Raw genomic sequence first — 19,715 nt, 5'->3', positions numbered from 1 at the left:
CCTTAGCTTTTCAATTCAATCAAAAATATAAATGAGAAATGCAACCCTTACCTTGCTGGCAGCCTTATGTTTAGCTTCCTGCAGCCAAAAAGAACTCACTTCGGGTATCAACAAAAAAAATATGGATACGCTGGTCAAACCCGGCGATAACTTTGCCATGTACGTAAACGGTACTTGGATGAAAACCGCCAAGATCCCGGCCGACAAATCCTCTTATGGTGCTTTTGATATGTTGTACGATCAATCGCAAAAAGACGTCAAAGCTATTATTGAAGAAGCCGCCAAAGGCAACAATGCCGAAGGTACCGACGAACAAAAAATAGGCGATTACTACGCCTCGTTCATGGACCGCAAAGGCCGTGATGCTAAAGGAATTGCGCCCATCCAACCGGAGTTAAAAGCCATTGATGCTATTGCTTCTTACGATGACTTGGCTGCTTATTTCGGGAAAGCCAACCGTGCCGGTGTATCTATTCCGTTTTCCGTATCGGTGATGTCGGATTTTAAAGATCCAACCAAACACACCTTAATCACTTGGCAAGGTGGCTTGGGCCTACCGGAACGCGAGTACTATTTGGCAACCGATGCCAAAATGACCGAAATCCGTCAAAAATATGTGGCCCACATCGAAAAGATGTTCCAACTAACCAACATGCCTAACCCTGCCGAAAATGCGGCTAAAATTATGGCGCTGGAAACCGCATTGGCCAGCCAACAAATGAAAAAAGAAGACACGCGCGACATTGTAAAATTGTACAACGTGTATGCGGTAAAAGACTTAAAAACCTTGATGCCCGACTTCAATTGGACGGCCATGCTGAAAAATGCAGGAGTTGCCCAAGAGAAAAAATTAGTGGTAACACAAGTAGATTATACTAAAAGCTTGAACAACCTCATCAAAAACACGCCTATCGACACTTGGAAAACCTATTTAAAATGGGGTGTGATTAATGGTTCTGCCGGCTTATTAACCACGGCACTTGACAAACAAAACTTCGAGTTCTATGGCAAAAACTTGTACGGTACCGAAAGCCAACAAGAAGATTGGAAACGCGCCGTAGAAATGGTGAACGGTGGTTTAGGCGAAGTAGTGGGGAAAGTGTACGTTAAAAAACACTTCTCTCCGGAAGCCAAAGAGCGCATGACGCAAATGGTGAAAAACCTATTGAAAGCCTACGCCGAAAGCATCAAAACCCTCGATTGGATGAGTGCCGCTACTAAAAAAGAAGCCTTGAAAAAGGTAGATAATTTTATGATTAAAATTGGCTACCCTGATAAATGGCGCGACTACTCTGCTCTAAAAATTGTGAAAAACGATTTGTACGGCAACGCTACTCGTGCGACCGAATTTGAATACAACCGCAACTTGGCCAAATTAGGCAAACCCGTGGACCGTGCCGAATGGGGCATGAATCCTCAAACCGTAAATGCATACTACAACCCATCGTTAAACGAAATTGTATTCCCGGCTGCCATTTTAAAACCGCCTTTCTTTGATTTAAATGCAGACGATGCGGTAAACTACGGTGGAATCGGAGCCGTTATCGGACACGAAATTGGCCACGGTTTTGACGATCAAGGCAGCGCCTTCGACGGTACCGGAACCATGAAAAACTGGTGGACACCACAAGACTTAGCGGCCTTTAAAAAGAGAACTTCGGCTTTGGTTGAGCAATACAACAGTTTCAAAGCCTTCCCTGATTTAAATGTGAACGGAGCCTTTACCCTAGGGGAAAACATAGGCGACTTGGGTGGCCTAAGCATTGCCATCAAAGCCTACAAAGCTACCCTGAACGGCAAAGAAGCGCCGGTAATGGACGGCTTTACCGGTATGCAACGCGTGTTCTTGGGCTGGGGACAAGTATGGGCCGAGAAAATCCGCGAAGAGGCTTTGCGCAGTCAAATTGCAGGCGACCCACACTCGCCGGCCTTATTCCGTGTGAACGGAACCGTACGCAACATTCCGGAATTCTACGAAGCGTTCAATATTAAACCTACCGACTCCTTATACTTAGCACCCGAAAAGCGTGTGAAGATTTGGTAGTAGTTACCTCTTAACTTGATAAGAAACCCCGACGGAAACGTTGGGGTTTTTTGTTGTTTCCTCAATTGTCATTCCCGCGCAGGCGGTAATCGCAACATTAAGAAATTGAAAACACCAAAACGCTTTGGTAACAAAAAATAAAACTTCCGCCACCACTTCTTAATAAACCAATGTCGTTGACTTAATCACCAATTAACACTGTAAGAAGAGCTTTGCATCAATCAAAAACAAAACAACTATGAACCACAACTACGCCCAAAGATTGTTGATTTTTACCATACTGTTTTTACTGACCAATTTTTCCTTCGGTCAAACTTTAGTACACTATTGGAACTTCAACAACAACACTTCGGTAACTACCATTACTACGCCCTCTCAAACCCTTGGTGGTGCAACTCTTACTGCCATTCCGGGAGGCATCAGTACCATTGATTTTGCCGGCGGAACCGGACAAAACTTTAACGTACAAAACCTCAATGCCCGTAACGGCGATGCTTCGGGTACGCACTTGCGCTTCAACGACCCCATTGGCGGTGCGTTAGAATTTGCCTTGCCCACCACAGGTTTTGAAGACGTGATTGTAAAATTTGCTACCCGCCGTTCCGGTTCAGGAGCAGGAACTCAGGTATGGTCTTACAGTACCGATGGCAGTACTTATACTTTCTTAACCAACATCATTCCCAACAACGGTGATCCTGCCTTAGCTATACTCGACTTCACCGCTATTCCTACTACCGATAACAATCCGAACTTTAAACTGAAAGTGGAGTTTTTACAAGGTTCAGGTGGTACTGTAGGGAACAATCGCTTTGACAATTTTACCTTGGAAGGCAATCCTTCCGGAGCGCCCGATACAACGGCTCCCGAAACGATTTTTGTTCCGGCCGATGGCGCAATAAATGTAGCGGCCACCGTAAACCCAACCCTCACCTTTAACGAAGCCGTTCGATTGGTTGACGACTCAGCCCTAAACAACAGTAATGCCGCTGCCTTAATCGCTTTCAAACTCGGCAATGCCTCGGGCAGCGATGTGCCTTTTACCACTACCGTAAACGGCAACACTATAACTGTAGTTCCAACTACTGCTTTAAACAACAGCCAAACCTATTACTTGGCGTTGTTGCCTAACACTATTGAAGATGTAAACAACAATGCCATTACCGCTACAACTGCGGTTACTTTTACTACGGGCAGTGCTACCGCTGCTTTAGCCTCCAATTTTATCACCGTAAACGAAAATGCCGGAACTGCATCTCTTACCATCAATTTAACCAATCCGCAAACCGGTTCGGTAGATGTGGTGGTTAAAACAGCCCCGTTTAGTACTGCCAATGCAGCTGATTTTACATTGACTACGCAAACGCTCAACTTCAATAGTAGCAGCGCTTTAACCCAAACGCTCAATATTCCTATTGTTGACGATACAGCTGAAGAACAACAAGCCGAATATTTTGTAGTGAGCTTAGAAAATCCTGTTGGATTAACGCTTACCGGAAATACTATGGCTACGATTTACATTATCGATAACGACCGTCTGGCGCCTGTGGCCAGCGAAGAAATCGAGTTGAATTACATCGGTAGTTTTGATCCTTCGGGCAGCAATAGCAGTACTTGCGAAATTGTAGTACACGATGCCGCTTCCCAACGGTTATTTACCACCAGTGCCGTAGCCGGATTTTTAGACATCATCAATTTTGCCGACCCTACAGCGCCTTCCGTAGTTAACTCCATCAATATGAATGTTTACGGCGGTGTAACCAGTGTAGCGGTAAAAAATGGCGTAGTAGCCGTAGCCTCGCCCAATGCCGATGAAACCTTAAACGGTTCAGTAGTGTTTTTCGATACCAACGGTACTTTCTTAAACCAAGTTACCGTAGGCGCCTTGCCCGATATGATTACCTTTTCTCCCGATGGCACTAAAGTCTTAACCGCCAACGAAGGCCAACCGAACACCGCTTATACTATAGACCCGGAAGGTTCGGTAAGCATTATTGATATTTCGGGCGGCATCGCTTCGTTAAGTCAAGCCAATGTGACTACTTTGTTGTTTACGGCTTTCAACGCACAGGAAACCGCTTTAATCGCTTCGGGTGTTCGAAAATTAAAAGCGACGAGTACTTTGTCGCAAGACTTCGAGCCGGAATACATCACCGTTAGTTCGGATTCCCAAAAAGCTTGGGTAACCCTACAAGAAAACAACGCGGTAGCCGAAATCAACCTCAGCAACACTACCATTACCGGTGTTTGGGCTTTAGGCACAAAAGACGTCAGCATCCCGGGCAACGGTTTTGACATCTCCGATAACAACGGACAAGTGCTTATTGCCAACTGGCCTATCAATGCCTACTACATTCCGGATGCCATTGCTAACTATACTGTAGGCGGCAACACCTATTTGGTAACCGCTAACGAAGGCGACGAAAAAGAATACGACGGTTTAAACGAAAGAACTACCGTAGGCGCAGCAGGATATGTATTAGACCCTGCTGTATTCCCTAATTCTGCCGTGTTAAAACAATCCTACAATATGGGGCGTTACCGTGTAACCAACCTCAACGGCAATACGGATGCCGACAGTGAGTTTGAAGCCATCCATGCCGTGGGTTCGCGTTCCTTCTCAATTTTCAATGCCAATACCCAACAGTTGGTGTACGACAGTGGCGACGATTTCGAAAGGTACACTGCCGCCAATTACCCAACCCTTTTTAATGCCGACCACGAAAACAACACGCCAAAAGGCAGAAGCCGTGCCAAAGGACCGGAAGCCGAAGGCGTAACCTTAGCCACTATAGGCGGACAAACCTTTGCGTTTATTTCCTTAGAACGCATAGGCGGTGTGATGGTGTACAATATAACCGACCCCAACAATCCGACCTTTACCGATTATAAAAACAGTCGCAGTACCTCGGCCTACAGCGGAGACCACGGTCCGGAAGGCATTACCTATGTAGCCCCTGAAAACAGTCCAACCGGTTTGCCCTATATTTTAGTAGCCAACGAAATCAGCGGGACCATTACCATTTTTGAAGTGAACACCACCAACCTTTCCACACCGGAGGTTAACCAACCTGCGAACACCTTTGCTATGTTCCCGAACCCGAGCGAAAACAACGGCTTGGTGTACTTTAACCGCGCCGCCGATATCGAAGTGTACGACCTAAGTGGTAAACTACTACTGTCACAAAAAGCAGCACAAACCCTCAATACCCACAACTGGGCGGCAGGCCTCTACTTGGTCAAAACAGCCGAGGGCATCACCAAAAAATTACTGATAAAATAAATTGGGTTAGTTGAATAAGTAGTTTTTTAAACCCCGGCGGAAACGTTGGGGTTTTTTGGTGGGAATAACTAAAGCCAATTAGAAAAACGATTGTCACCCTGAGCCTGCCGAACGAAATAGAGAGGCTACATTTTTGTCACAAATCATTTAGTGAAACTCTTTTAATAATTTGTTGACAAATTTGTTCAAAAGTCATTATAATATTGTAAGAAATATTCCGTCTGTCGCAATAACTTTAAATTGCTTATTTTTGAAAAAATATATTTAAAATTATTTTATAATTTTATGAGTAAAACCAATCTTAAAGCCGTTGACTTCTTTTGCTCTGGAGGCGGTATGAGTTCGGGTATGAGTAATGCAGGGATTAAAATTCTTGCCGGTATTGATTATGATATTACATGTAAAGAAACATACGAAGCTAACATCAACGGAGCTAAATTCATTCATGCTGATGTTTTTGACTACAAAGTCACTGACCTTGAAAATGAACTTCAACTTAAAAAAAACGATGATGAACTTGTCCTAATAGGCTGCAGCCCTTGTCAATTTTGGAGTATTATCAATACGGATAAAAAGAAGTCAAAAAAATCAAAAAACTTATTGAAAGAGTTCAGAAAATTTGTTGAATATTTCAATCCGGGATATGTTGTTGTTGAAAATGTACCGGGTGTTTTAAGAAAGGAAAAGGAAAGCGGATTATCCGGATTTATTAAATGGCTTTCTAAAAACGGCTATACAGTACATTATGATATTCACGAAGTAAGCAATTATGGTGTTCCTCAACACCGAAAAAGATTTACGCTAATTGCCAATAGAGTTACAGAAAGAGAACTTTGTCCCATTCCTTACGAAGGAAAAAAATTGTCTGTCAGAGATGTATTAGGTGAAAGAAACGGATTCCCGAAAGTTAGTCCAGGTCATAAAGACAACTCCCCTTTCATGCATACTGTTGCCGGACTAAGAAAAATTAATTTAGATCGATTGGAAAGAACACCTGCTGATGGTGGAGACCGAATGGCTTATGTAAATGACAAAGATTTAGCCCCTCCTTGCCATCAAGGAAAAACGGATGGCTTCAGAGACATTTACGGAAGAATGTTTTGGGATAAACCCTCACCTACTATAACCACCAAATTTTTCAGTCTTTCAAACGGACGTTTCGGACACCCTGAAGAAAACAGAGCAATTTCATTAAGAGAAGGTGCAGTACTGCAATCATTTCCTAAAGAATACATCTTTAAGACTAGTACTATAGCTCATACAGCGCGTATGATAGGTAATGCTGTACCTCCAAAATATGCTACTGCGATTGGTAGAGCAATAATCCAAAATCATCAAAATGCAGTTTAGAACCAAAGCAAGAGCCGTTGATTTATTGGGTAAAGGGCAGATTGCCGACTTACCTACTGCCATAACTGAGTTGTGGAAAAACGGATATGATGCTTATGCTGATAACTTAAAGGCTGAATTATATAAAGAAGGTTATAATGGTCTTACAAAATCCTACTTCATTTTATCAGATGATGGAAAAGGAATGTCTAGTACAGATATCTTAGACAAGTGGTTAGTATTAGGCACAGACTCTAAATCAAGGGCTGAATTAGAACTAGAATCAGAAGATACCCTTTGGAAAAAACCACGAATTAAAGCAGGGGAAAAAGGGATAGGGAGACTTTCTGTAGCCTATTTAGGAAACCCGATGCTGATGCTTACAAAAAAGTTAGGTTATCCAATCCAAGCAGTTTTTTTTGACTGGCGTTTATTAGAAAACTACAATTTGTTTTTGGATGACATAGTTATACCTATCAAAACTGTCGACAACATAGAATCTCTTGTAAATGTTTTTGGTGAATTAAAGACAATGTTCCTTAAAAATTTTGATAAAGAAAAGGATTTAGATGATAAACCGATTTGGGAAGGAAAACAAATTGATTTGAAATTTGAGATTACTTCCGAAACAGAATCTGCTGTGTTGGAGCAACCCATTGTAAAGAATATTCATGATTTTTTTAGCTCAAATGATTCCCACGGGACTTTATTCTTAGTTTTTAATCCTTTAAATCAAATTATAGAACTTTCACAAAATGATAAAGATGAACTAGATGATAAAAAGTTTGTTATTACGAGCTTAACTGCATTTACTAATCCTTTTAAAGATGATGCAATTAAGATTTCAACTGTATTTAATATTCACTCAGATGAGAGTTATGATTTATTAACATCGCAAGGTCAATTCTTCGATAAAACTGACTTTAACTTAGCTGATGTCTACATAAAAGGTGAGTTTGATGGAGAAGGTAGCTTTAATGGTAAAATAAGAATTTACAACGAAGAAATAGAATATACATACACAAATCCAAGAAAAAAAGACAAAAGAACATTTTATGGCAGAGTACCAATCGAGTTAGGCTATTCACAAGGAGAAATACGGTCTTCATTATTAACTGAATCACAATTTGATTACCTAAGAAAAAAAGTGAATGAATACGGAGCTTTGTATGTATTCAGAGATGATTTTAGAGTGCTTCCATATGGTAGAGAGAATGCTGACTTTTTGAAGTTTGAATATAGGAGATCAAAGAGAGCGGGAACCTACTATTTTTCATACAGAAGGATGTACGGATATATTGATTTAACAAGAGAGAGAAACCCCAATCTAAAAGATAAATCAAGTAGAGAAGGGTTAATAAACAATTCTCAATATAGGGCATTTGAAGCTGATGCGAGTAACTTCTTTGTAGCACTCGCCCTAGATTATTTTCAAACAGACCCAAAATTTTCATTATTCAGGGACAAACAAAAAGAAATTAATGCACAGACCGAGGCCATCAATGCAGACAAAGCACGAGAAAAAGCAGAGAAAATAGCGTTTACAAAATCATTAAATACTTATCCTATTAAATTAGATGAGCACCAAAAAAAATATGAAGATCTTCTGAATCAGCTTGATGATAAACTAAACAGCATTCACATTACTTATTCCGAGGTCGAAAATATTTTGGATGAACTTCAAAAAATGGATTTAGGTTTAAAAGATTTAATACCTATTGTCCCAAAAAGATATAAACCCACTGATACCCAACTGGAGAGGTTATACAAATTTGAAGATCGATTAAATAATTATATAAGTTCAGTATCACCACGAAGAGAGGAGCTAAATAAGAAAGCACAGGAAAAACTTGAAATCCGTGATTTACAAATTGATTTTTCAAAAAGATACAACAGTTATATTTCTTCATTAGAAAAATCTCTTAACGAACACAAACAAGAACTCAATGAAAAGCTAAATCAAATAGCGAAAGACTATAGCGAAAGAGCCAGAAGATTAATTGATTCTTTAAAAGAAAACAAAGATTCAATAGTGAACAGCATCATTTCTAAAGACCAGATAAATCATTTTTCTGATCTTATTGAAAAACAATACACTGAAGTCTCAGAAATGGCTGAAAAGACACTTTTCCCTCTTACAGAACATATTAAGAGATTATCTTTTGATATTGATGAGGAGCAAGTACAAGGTGCCTATAAAGCGCAATATGACCAGATGAAATATCAATGGGAACAAACCCGTGATACGGCACAATTAGGAATTGCCGTTGAAATCATTGATCATGAATTCAATCAGTTGTATGCAAAAATTAATAACCAGTTAGGAACTCTTGCAGGAAACAGTAATGTAAACTCAATTAGAGAGTTTGAATACCTGCAAAAGAATTTTAAACAACTGGAAGATAAATATGCCTTGTTATCTCCTTTATATAGAATTTCAGGAGCACTAAGTAAAGAGGTAAGCTGTAAAAAAATATATGAATATTTACAAGAGTTTTTTGAAAATCAAATTGCCGAGTATGACATAAAATTTGAAGTAACTAAAGAATTCGAACAGCACTCCTTAACCATTAAAGAGCCTGTAATACACACTGTTTTCATTAACCTCATCAATAATGCAATTTATTGGATGCGTAATAAAGAAGAACGAATAATTAAGCTTGATTACTTTCCTGAAACTGATGAAATAATAATAGCCAATTCTGGCGAAAAAATTCCTGATTACAGGTTAGACAAAATTTTTGAATTATTCTACTCTCAGCGCCCGAATGGAAGAGGTATAGGATTGTATTTATCAAAACAGAGTTTAAACGATGCGGGGTTAGATATCAATGCATCTAACGATGTAGAATATAATAATTTGAATGGGGCATGTTTTATAATCAAGAAAATAGAATCAGATGTATAACCAAAAGGCATTTAACATATTAAAATCATCAATAAATTCTGTGGTTTTTATTGATGATAAAGCTAAAGATTTTTATTCAGGAACACCATTTGACGCTCAAATCCCTGAGGAAAAACTTTCCGTGGAATTGTTTAAAAATTTTAAGAACAATGGAAAAAGCCTAACAGTTCATAAGTTTGAAGCCTCTAATCTCCAAGAGCCTGAAATATTAGATTATTTGTTCAATAGTAGAGATTTAATCCTTTTGGACTGGGAACTTTCAAATGCTTCTGGCCAAGAGTATTCGTTAAGACTATTACACAAAGCTATTAGTACGCCTTACATTAATTTTTGCTGTATTTATTCAAGTGCCAATAATTTTAATGAAATCCCTATTTTTCTTAATGCATATTTCTCAGGTATAAGTAAAACTGAATTTATTACAATTCAAGAAACATATAGTTACATCACTTCAGAAGAAATAGTTAAAGTTTGGGACAAAAGTGAAGAAGTAATCAATGTTTTTTTTGAGGAAAATGGAATTGATAAAAACAATTTTCCATTAGAAAGAATACGTGACAAAAAAGAGTTTTTATTGCTTCGTTACATATACATTTCACTTAATGTTGAGAGATTTATTATTCCGGAATCAGCAAATGAACATGAAGTTTTAAAAACTGGGGATGACTCTTTTATAATAAATAACACTTTTGTGCTAACTCTAAAGAAAGAGCACGATACTGATTCGGATTATGAAAATCTTTTACAACGAATTTCTAATGTTGTTATAAATAACAAAGGAAGCTTTTTTCAGCTATTAGGTTTAGAAATGCAGTCTTTGTTTAATTCTAATGAACGATTTATAGATGAAACTATATTAAAGTCATCAACAGAAGCTCTCTTTCAATTTCGAAATCACTTAAATGATGATAAAACTTTTGCCACAATTATAAAAAAATTATTAATTGAACAAGCTACACTTAAGCTAAGAACTGCAAAACTTGAATTACTTGATGCCGATTTTTTAAAGTTAAAAAGTGCTGAAATAAATGGACAGGAATCTACTGTTGATGATTTGTTACAATTAAATGTTTTCTACAATTCTGTAACTGTAAAAAGTTTGCATCCAGAAAGCATCCCAAATCTAAATTTCGGGGACATATTCAAAGATTCAGATGATATATATTACTTGTGTATAACCGCACTTTGCGATTGTTACTATCCTAACAAAATTGACTCAAATTTTTACTTTGTCAAAGGTTACGAGTTTGACGACCTGGAAATGGCCCTTAAATTGGGAGACACGGCATTCTTGAGTTTTATGCCAAGTACAAAAGTTATTCAATGGGGTGAAACCGAATTTATCAAAAAAGAGAAAATTAAAAGACAGGATGGTGAAACTGAGGATCAGCATACCATCAGAGTTAAAGAAGCAGAGTTAAAGGCTTACAAATCATTTCTTCATAAACCATATTACATAAAACCAAAAGTCTACAATGTCGAGAATAATAAGCTAATTGATAATAAAATAAGATTTTGGGATATAACTAATAGACATACTAAAGATAACTTCGATCAAAAACTAAATTACATTGAAGCAGAATATATCACAACTTTAAGAACAGACTACACTCAGAGGATAGCGAATCATGCTTTCGGTCATCCTACAAGAGTTGGTGTTGACTTTGTTAAAATCTAATTCGAAATTATTTTGACTCAATAAACTTATTCCAACGCATATTAAGTGATTCTTTACTTGGAAATTTAGATTGGGTGATTAATAGTTTATCTTGCAAATCCTCATAACCATCCTTTCTGACTGTCTCTTTGACATAAACCTTCAATTCGTTTGGCTCAATCCCTATCAAATCCAAATCAAAAAGAGTATGGATATCAGCTCTAAGTAATAAACCGTTAGTGGGATGATTGTCCTTCTCTCCTTTGTAAGGATTGATATGAGCCGCTTCTAAAATATCTAAAATCTCACAACCGGTAATCACACATTTATCGCCATACATTTCACGAACTGCATCTCGGAATTTTTGTTGCCCTCGCCTTTGAATGATTGATTTGTAAATTTTTGATCGTTCATCTTCTCCGGTTGGCACATAATCATCAGATAAAATTTCACCCAACAAGTTGTTATCGCCGTCTTCTGCTAGCGGATAACTGACTTCATGGAGTAAGTAGTTGTATTCACTCTCAAAATAATCCATGAAAAAATCCTTTGATAAACTTTGCATCGACATATTTCGATTATAACCTTTGTCATGATAGGATCTTAATTTATCAACTGTAACTTTTATCTTTGGCGAGATAAAAGACTGGCTGTAAAAAGCTTCGTATTGAATAACATCAACTGTTTCTGCTAATGGCTCTTCAAATTCATGGCCTTTATTACAACGGTATTTAGGCAACTTTGTCTTTCTTTCTTCGTAGTTAGTGTTATTACAAACCGGGCATCTTCTTCGTATTTTGGTTGAATTGTAGATTACAATATTGGATATTTTAGCCAGTCCTAATACTTTTTCTTTATTAACAATAACAGCTACGTCCCCTTTTTTTATTTGACGACAATTCGGTACAAAATTATCATACACATATTTTGTTTGTAATTCATCGGCATGACCATCGTTACTGATATAGGACAAGTCATCATCATCTACAGATTTTAATACCCAGTGATTCATAATTGTATAATTTTGTATGAAGATACTAATTTTTATTTATGGACCGCCACACTCCCGAACAACGCTCTAAAAACATGCGTGCTGTCAAAAACAAAGGCAGTAAGGAGGAAATAATGTTAGCCAAAGCTTTGTGGCATTTAGGATATCGGTATCGTAAAAATGATAAAACTGTTTTCGGTAAACCGGATTTAACTTTTAAAAAATACAAACTCGCTGTTTTTGTAGATAGCGAGTTTTTTCATGGCAAAGACTGGGAAATTAAAAAACACGAAATCAAATCCAACCAAGAGTTTTGGTATAAAAAGATTGAACGCAACATAGAACGCGATAAAGAAGTAACCGCTTTCCTGGAACGATCAGGCTGGACAGTTTTGCGCTTTTGGGCTAAAGATGTCAGAATGGAATTGGATAGCTGTATTACGCAAATCGTATCAGTAATTCACAAAAACTGAAAATTCCTCTCAACAAACAACCCCTCAATCCAAACCTATATAATTAATCTTTTTTGTGGCAATTTTTATCAAATTGATTTTTTTGTCACAAATCTGTGGCAATTTTTTCAAAATATTTTTTTTGGCCACAACTTTGTGCCAGTTTGATTTCAAATTATTATTTGACACAACTTTTACTTTCCTTTTTCTATTAACTTTACCTCACCAAACCAATCCCTTACCCCATGAAATCAAAATGCCCAATATACAGGATCTTGCTTTTCAGCTTGTTGCCTTGGCTCACTCTCTCCCAAATCACCCTCACCAACACCGCCGAAATCGCCAAAATCAAACAAGGCACTACCTACTTCGCCATGAAAGATCCGGCCTCGCCTGCGGCAGCGGTGTATGTAGCGGCTATTAAAAAAGCGTGGTCACTCAGTAAAGTAGCGTGTATTAAATATACTGAGGTAGAAAAAAACATCGCGCCCAACAACAGCTTTGTCACCCTGGGCGCTAACATGACTACCTCCAACAGTACCTTGGCTGCTACCGAAACCCGCATGTATTTGGAACTGTGGACCACCAACGGCAAATTCACCTACGACCCCAAGAAAAGAAGACATTTCAATCAAGCCGATAAAATAGTAGTGGCCACTATAGAACTCTTTGCCGATTACTACGCGCAAAACAATCCGAGCGCCATGTATAAAATGGAGTATGACGCCGCCGGACATTTTAAAAACTGGGGTGCCGGTGTGTTGAGCAACTACCTGCAACAACTTTGCACTTTGCTGGAAAAAGGCAATGAGTGCAATGCCAAAACCGAAATAGCCAATACTGCTGAATTGCAAAAAATGGCCGGAAGCACCTTGTTTGTCCCCGATTATGTGCTGACCAAATTCGGCAAAAACTCCGATGACGAAAGCAAAAAATACCCCGAAAAAGAAATCTTCGAAGGCTATACATTAGCTTACCAAGTGCTCTCAACAGCTGAACTCAATGAGAAAATTGTAAACAGCACTACGCCGTTTTATTACTTGTTGTACATAAAAACCCCTAGCGAGAAATTTGTGACCGTGACCAACGTGCAAACCGGAGAAATTGTTTATTTGGGCTACACCGCTGCGGCCGCAAACTTTAAGAATGCCGACATGAAAGCGTTGCAAAAAAAGAGTGGAAAAAAATAGTCCCCGCAACGCCCAATAATTATTGCGGGGACCTAACTAAAAAAATCACATTACTCTACTATACATTGGGACATATCACAGAGTGATATGGCTTTTTATAAAACTTTGCTAAGCTCCCGGAATGAGTAGCACTTCCGCTTGGGTTAATGGTTTTGACCTTTCCTCCTCCAAAAGGGGAATGAACTATGAAGGAGGAATTGTATAAGGTCGGGGAATGAATTGTGGTATTGGTATTAACTTGTATAGGTGCAGAAGTGCTGATTAACACTTTGTTGGTATTTGTGGGAATGGTGTTAAGAGACTCATCAATCGTCTCACTCCGGTTATACTGAATAATTGGATTACAAACAATTGTTGGTCGGTTTCCGGTATGAAAGAAAAACCGACCAACGTTTGGAATTATTTTTACTGATGCTATGATGAATACATCGTTTTTCATAAAATACAATTCCTAGTTTGCGTTTTGTTTGACAATCACAATGTTAGCAAGAATACTTTTTTTTATGGGATAAATTCGCCCAATTGCATTTTACATTAGACCAAACGACTTTAACTGTAGACGAATGATTGTTTGTGATACTCCCGAAATCTGAATGGGTAATCACCTCATTACACTTGAAGGTTTTTCAATTTTCAGCACAAAAAATTCAACTATTAAAATATTAGCTGCTCTTAGGGTATAAATATTATATTAAATACAAAAATTACAGTTTGACCCTATTTTTTATAGCACTAAATGCAATTATTAAACTATCTTTTATAATTTTACCCTAAATTAAAATGGGTTAACTAAGAAATTATGAAAATAGAAAAACGTTGGATTTTTGCCTTTTTGTTGGTTTCCGCAGTAGCAGTAGCCGGTTTATTCTGGCCCGAAAAAGCTACCGACAATCTCAAAACCTTTAATGCTGTCGACTCCATCAATTATGCCGATGTGGCTTGGTTGTTAACAGCTTCCTGCTTGGTATTATTAATGACGCCGGGCTTGTCTTTTTTCTATGGCGGTATGGTGGGCAAAAAAAATGTGATTTCCACCATGCTCAAAAGTTTCATTTGCTTAGGCGTGGTTAGCTTACTTTGGGTGGTTGTGGCTTTTTCCCTGTCGTTCGGAAGTCCCATTGGCCCAACCATCAGCGGCACTCATTACGGCATCATTGGCAATCCCTTCGAGTTTGCTTTCTTTAGTCATGTGGCCATGAACCCGCACAGCACCATGGCTTCTTCTATCCCCTTTATTTTATTTGCTTTATTCCAAATGAAGTTTGCTGTGATTACCCCGGCCATCATCACCGGCGCACTGGCCGAACGCATCCGTTTCATTTCCTTTTTGCTCTTTATTTGTTTGTTCACCCTTTGTATTTATGCCCCTTTATGCCACATGATTTGGCACCCGAATGGTCTGTTGGGTAGCTATTTCGGTGTAAAGGATTTTGCCGGTGGAACGGTCGTTCACATGAGTGCCGGTTTTGCGGCCTTGGCAGGTGTTTTAGTCTTGGGAAAAAGAAAAAACAGCGAACACATTCCCACCAACATCCCATTTGTATTGTTAGGCACCGGTATGTTGTGGTTTGGTTGGTTCGGATTCAATGCAGGCTCAGCCCTAGCGGCCAATGCTACTGCAGCTATGGCTTTTGCGACCACAACCATTTGCTCCGCTTCAGCTATGTTGACCTGGGTATTTTTCGACCGAATGAACGGCCGTAAAGTGTCTGCTTTAGGGGCTTGTATCGGTGCCGTAGTAGGACTGGTAGTCATTACGCCTTCAGCGGGTTATGTAAGCATTCCGCAAAGCATCTTTTTCGGATTTATCGGCGCTATTGTCTCCAATAAAATGGTGTATTGGAAAAAACTAAAACAAATTGACGATACCCTCGACGTATTCGCCTGTCACGGTGTGGGCGGTATTATGGGAATGATCCTTACGGCTATTTTTGCCAAAGGTGAAAATGCGAGTTTGTTGTATGGAGGTTGGAGTGTTTTTGGTCACCATATGATGGCCTTAGTTCTGGTCTCTGTAGTTACTTTTGGCGGCGCCTATTTGTTGTTCAAAATTACTAATGCCCTAATTCCAATCCGAGTGTCGGAAGAATCGGAAAATATGGGATTAGACTTGTCGCAGCACGGGGAAAAGTTTTAAGTTAAGTTGAAGGTTGCGAGTTACGGGTTGCGGGTTAAACCATCCTCAATTATGCACCATATTTAAGACATTTTACTTATGCCTTTTTCCCTTATCCCTTTCAGCTTACTCCTCCAACAACAAATTCGCCAACGCATTATCGCGCCCGTAAATGTCTTTGTGGAAATTCACCAACCCATCATCGTCAACCCAAGCGGTAAAGTAACCTATGTATACCGGAATTTTATTTTTTAAGGTGTACCATTTTTCTTTACCACTGTTCATAGCTGCGTCTATTTTTTCAGGTGTCCAATTCGGATCTTCTTCTAAAATCAACTGAGCCAATTCCTTTGGTTTTTGTACTCGAATACAACCATGACTAAAGGCTCTTTTTTCCTGACTAAACAAATTCTTAGCCGGAGTGTCGTGCAAGTAAATGTTGTTGGAATTCGGAAATAAAAACTTCACCAAACCCAACGAATTGTTAGGTCCGGGTTTTTGACGAATGTTGTTACCATTCCATTCCATATTGTGTTTGGCCAAATAATCCTTGTTCTTTTTGATGGCCGGAAGTATCTCTTTGTCGCGGATGCTTTTCGGCACATTCCAATACGGACTGAACACTACATAGCTCATCATCCCGCTGAAAATTACGGTTTCATTGAGCGCTGTTCCCACCACTACATTAGATACCAATGCTGCTTTTCCTTCTTTAAAATAAGTCAATCGATAAGACGGAATATTCACCACGATAAATTCTTTAGACTTTGTCAAATCGGTCGATATCCAACGGCAGCGTTCCATATTGACCATAATGGTTTTAATGCGGTCACTAATCGGCACATTCATTTCCGAAATATGTTTCGGCAGGATAATTTTGTCTTCCGAAAAACCGTTGCGCTTTTTATACTTCAAAATGGCTTCTTGCAGCGATTCGTCATACACCTTACTTTTCGAATCGGTGGCAATGTCGTGGGTTAAAAACAATCTTTCTCTGATTTGAATCACCAAATCGGAACTGTCCCCCGGCTTAAGTTGTTTGAAGCCTTCAGGCACTTCAATGAATTCCCAACCGCCGTTTTTTTCGATGTCGCGATACCGCTGCAACACTTCTTTTAACTTGTAATATTGGCCTATCAGTTTGGCTTTATTGTCTATCAGTTTAGGATCTACCAATATAGAATCGAGGTATTGTTCGTAACATAATTTCTTCCGTGGCAAATACCAGCCTAACTCTTCTGTTTTGGTACTGTCTATGCCTTGCAGCACTTTATTGGTGTAATAAAAATAATAGTTGGTCAGGAACAATTCTACCTCAACGTTTGGTTTGGTGTTGGTTTTGGGAAACATGCCGTCCAAAATTTCTTTGTAAGGCACTTTCGCCTGTAGGCCTTCTTCCAACAAATTATTCATTTTATTGTAGATGACTTCCGCCGTTTCTTTGCGCCCTTTTTTGTCGTACCATAGATAAGTGTAAAGGTTTTTACGATACAAATCAACCGCTTGTTTTTGGTACAAGACCAATTTGGGGTATTTGCCGTAAAACGACGCAACAGCCGAACTGTCAAAAGACAATGAAACTTCCTCGTAGTGAAATTGAGTTTTCGCTTCGGCTGAAGGCTTTACCACATTTTCTTTTTTGGCACAATACCAACTCGTCAGAGAAAATCCGAGTAACACCAGCAAGACCAGCCCGATAAACCACGCTCTATTTTTCATATAGGGCAAAATTATTTTCATAAAAATACAAAAACTAATCGCTACTAACTAATGGAACACTTATATTTACTTGTCGAATCCAAATTGTAAAACCATGAAAAAATACTGTTTAGGACTTATGATATTCGTTAGTCTTGTTACCTTCGGGCAAACTTCAACAACCGAAACACCTGCTAATGTCAAGAAAAAAATCGAAGTCATATTAGACAATTGGCATAAAGCCGCCGCCGAAGCGAACTTTCAAAACTATTTTGAGGCAATCGCCGATGATGGTATTTTTATCGGAACCGATGCCACGGAAAATTGGAACAAAACGGCTTTTCAAGCTTTCGCCAAACCGTATTTCGACCGTGGTAAAGCCTGGAATTTCACAGCTTTAGAACGCAATATTTACGTTAGTGAAGACCAAAAAACCGTTTGGTTTGACGAGTTATTAGATACGCAGATGAAAATTTGTCGCGGTTCGGGCGTTTTGGTTTTCCGCAACGGTCAATGGAAAATCAAACACTATGTGCTTTCTATGACGGTGCCGAATGACAACGTTGACAAAGTGGTCGAAATCAAAACACCGCTCGAGAACAATCTCCTCACTTCTTTAAAAGAAAAAAAGAACTAATTTTTATGCTCCTAAATCCATAGGTCTTCTTTTCTCGTATATGAGAACAAGAAACGAAACCTTACACCTGTGGATATCCATAAAAAAATAAACCAATTGTTTGGCTTCATCATCATTGTCATTTTGGTGTTGCTGATTTTATTGGCTTATGGCTTAGCCCTTTTTGCTCCCGTATAACGCTACCCATTTCTTACTCAATAGCAACATAATATTAGGTTAGTTTTGTTTTTGTTTAAAGAAAAGCGCTGTCTGCATTAGGATAGCGCTTTTCGATTTTTTAGCGATTTAAAAACCAAATCCTATTGGTTCTCGTAAATGCAAGAAACCGCAAAAACAAATCGACATGAGAATCAACCGAACCGTAAAAAAAATAGTGCTGAGTCTGTTAGGAGTTGTCTTATTGCTCTTCGGTATTTTAGTGTACCACATTGCCAGTATGAAACCGGTGGAAAATGCCAATATTCAAATTAGTCGCATCGACTTTGACAAGCCTTTTGACTCGCTAAGCACCATCGAGATCAAAAAAAAACTCCATGAAATTAAAGGGGTAAAAAGTGAAATTATTGTCAAAAGAAATGTGGTAGTGTATTTTCACGACAACAACATAGCCGATTCAAAAAAAGTCTATGACGAGCTCATGAACAAAGGCAACTACAAAGCTGAACGCTTTTTGCTGCCGGCCAACTTGGCCCAAAAGCAAGTTTGTCCTGTGATGAAAAAAGACAGTTACAAATATAAATTCAGCAAGTTCATTCAAGGAATCTTTAATTAATCCTCTAAATATAACGTTATGAAAAAGTTTTCAAATTGGGCCTTATTGTCCTTAGCCTTCGGAACATTTGCCTTTACAGCTTGTAGTAAAGATGATGATTCCCCCGCTCCAACCCCTTCTATCTACGAAAGATTAGGCGGTACCACTATGGTGGCCGATCCCGACAATCCGGGACAAATGATTGAACAGGGTCGTTTAAGTTACCGCAAAGTAGTGAACACTACAGTAGGTTTAATTGTAGCCGATGTGCAAGCCAATGCTTCAGGAAATTTGGGCGCACACTTTGCTCCTATTTTAGGTGAAGTAGGTGCGGGAAACACGACCAACTTAGCCATATTGGTAGACAACTTAACCGATTTCTTCTCGTTCAATACCGGCGGAACAAATGCAGTAAACACCTATACCGGTTTGGATATGGTAACGGCGCACAATCCGTCGTTGAATCCACGAATGGGGACCACTTCTACCAATGCCGACTACACTAAATTTGTAGGCTACGTAGGCGCGGCAGCGCAGCAAAACGGCGTAGCAGCTAATACCGAATTGTACGCCGATATCGTAGCGGTATTAGAATCGTTACGCGATCCTATTGTTCAGTAAAACCCTCAAATACCACTCCATGCAACGAAAAACGCTACCCT

At 39.1% G+C, this 19,715-nt stretch carries 14 protein-coding genes; 11 read left to right on the top strand and 3 right to left on the bottom strand.

What is annotated here, in order from left to right:
• The first annotated feature begins 31 nt into the window (after positions 1-31).
• The 5 genes from ACJG85_RS03545 (at position 32) to ACJG85_RS03525 (ending at position 11,239) form a co-directional block, all read left to right on the top strand.
• Positions 32-2,044, top strand: a complete 2,013-nt coding sequence (locus ACJG85_RS03545) for a M13 family metallopeptidase (protein WP_412476937.1) — start codon at positions 32-34, stop codon at positions 2,042-2,044.
• Between the two features lie 238 nt (positions 2,045-2,282).
• Entirely contained in the window at positions 2,283-5,324 is a 3,042-nt protein-coding gene (locus ACJG85_RS03540; protein ID WP_412476936.1) for a choice-of-anchor I family protein, read from the top strand.
• A 285-nt stretch (positions 5,325-5,609) separates the two neighbouring features.
• Complete coding sequence (locus tag ACJG85_RS03535) at positions 5,610-6,674, top strand: DNA cytosine methyltransferase (RefSeq protein ID WP_412476935.1); 1,065 nt, start codon at positions 5,610-5,612, stop codon at positions 6,672-6,674.
• The gene (locus tag ACJG85_RS03530; protein ID WP_412476934.1) at positions 6,664-9,561 is read left to right on the top strand and encodes an ATP-binding protein; all 2,898 of its coding nucleotides are present in this window, start codon (positions 6,664-6,666) and stop codon (positions 9,559-9,561) included. The genes ACJG85_RS03535 and ACJG85_RS03530 overlap by 11 nt, the downstream gene beginning before the upstream one ends.
• Positions 9,554-11,239, top strand: a complete 1,686-nt coding sequence (locus ACJG85_RS03525) for a response regulator receiver domain (RefSeq protein WP_412476933.1) — start codon at positions 9,554-9,556, stop codon at positions 11,237-11,239. Before ACJG85_RS03530 ends, ACJG85_RS03525 begins: the two co-directional genes overlap by 8 nt.
• Positions 11,240-11,246: 7 nt before the next feature.
• Here the strand turns inward: ACJG85_RS03525 and ACJG85_RS03520 are convergent, their stop codons facing one another.
• On the bottom strand, positions 11,247-12,230 hold the full coding sequence (locus ACJG85_RS03520; protein WP_412476932.1) for an HNH endonuclease: 984 nt from the start codon (positions 12,228-12,230) through the stop codon (positions 11,247-11,249).
• A 38-nt stretch (positions 12,231-12,268) separates the two neighbouring features.
• Between ACJG85_RS03520 and ACJG85_RS03515 the strand changes: the two genes are divergently transcribed.
• On the top strand, positions 12,269-12,682 hold the full coding sequence (locus ACJG85_RS03515) for a very short patch repair endonuclease (RefSeq protein WP_412476931.1): 414 nt from the start codon (positions 12,269-12,271) through the stop codon (positions 12,680-12,682).
• 224 nt (positions 12,683-12,906) lie between these two features.
• Positions 12,907-13,851, top strand: coding sequence for a hypothetical protein (locus ACJG85_RS03510; protein ID WP_412476930.1), 945 nt, complete (start codon positions 12,907-12,909; stop codon positions 13,849-13,851).
• A gap of 58 nt (positions 13,852-13,909) precedes the next feature.
• Here the strand turns inward: ACJG85_RS03510 and ACJG85_RS03505 are convergent, their stop codons facing one another.
• Complete coding sequence (locus ACJG85_RS03505) at positions 13,910-14,290, bottom strand: hypothetical protein (protein ID WP_412476929.1); 381 nt, start codon at positions 14,288-14,290, stop codon at positions 13,910-13,912.
• Between the two features lie 360 nt (positions 14,291-14,650).
• On the opposite strand from ACJG85_RS03505, the gene ACJG85_RS03500 reads away from it, so the two are divergent.
• Positions 14,651-15,988, top strand: coding sequence for an ammonium transporter (locus ACJG85_RS03500; RefSeq protein ID WP_412476928.1), 1,338 nt, complete (start codon positions 14,651-14,653; stop codon positions 15,986-15,988).
• A gap of 105 nt (positions 15,989-16,093) precedes the next feature.
• Here the strand turns inward: ACJG85_RS03500 and ACJG85_RS03495 are convergent, their stop codons facing one another.
• Complete coding sequence (locus tag ACJG85_RS03495) at positions 16,094-17,686, bottom strand: L,D-transpeptidase family protein (RefSeq protein ID WP_412476927.1); 1,593 nt, start codon at positions 17,684-17,686, stop codon at positions 16,094-16,096.
• A 94-nt stretch (positions 17,687-17,780) separates the two neighbouring features.
• Here ACJG85_RS03495 and ACJG85_RS03490 point away from each other — a divergent pair, with 94 nt between their 5' ends.
• The 3 genes from ACJG85_RS03490 to ACJG85_RS03480 all read left to right on the top strand — a co-directional run bounded on the left by ACJG85_RS03490 (position 17,781) and on the right by ACJG85_RS03480 (position 19,674).
• Positions 17,781-18,302, top strand: a complete 522-nt coding sequence (locus ACJG85_RS03490; protein ID WP_412464860.1) for a nuclear transport factor 2 family protein — start codon at positions 17,781-17,783, stop codon at positions 18,300-18,302.
• Between the two features lie 343 nt (positions 18,303-18,645).
• Complete coding sequence (locus tag ACJG85_RS03485; protein ID WP_412476926.1) at positions 18,646-19,074, top strand: hypothetical protein; 429 nt, start codon at positions 18,646-18,648, stop codon at positions 19,072-19,074.
• An 18-nt stretch (positions 19,075-19,092) separates the two neighbouring features.
• The gene (locus ACJG85_RS03480) at positions 19,093-19,674 is read left to right on the top strand and encodes a hypothetical protein (RefSeq protein WP_409675488.1); all 582 of its coding nucleotides are present in this window, start codon (positions 19,093-19,095) and stop codon (positions 19,672-19,674) included.
• The last annotated feature ends 41 nt before the right edge of the window (positions 19,675-19,715 follow it).

The organism is Flavobacterium mekongense (assembly GCF_047038255.1).
GTDB classification, from domain to species: domain Bacteria; phylum Bacteroidota; class Bacteroidia; order Flavobacteriales; family Flavobacteriaceae; genus Flavobacterium; species Flavobacterium mekongense.
Note: the sequence above shows the minus strand (reverse complement) of the source record. Positions and strands in the feature narration are given on the sequence as shown.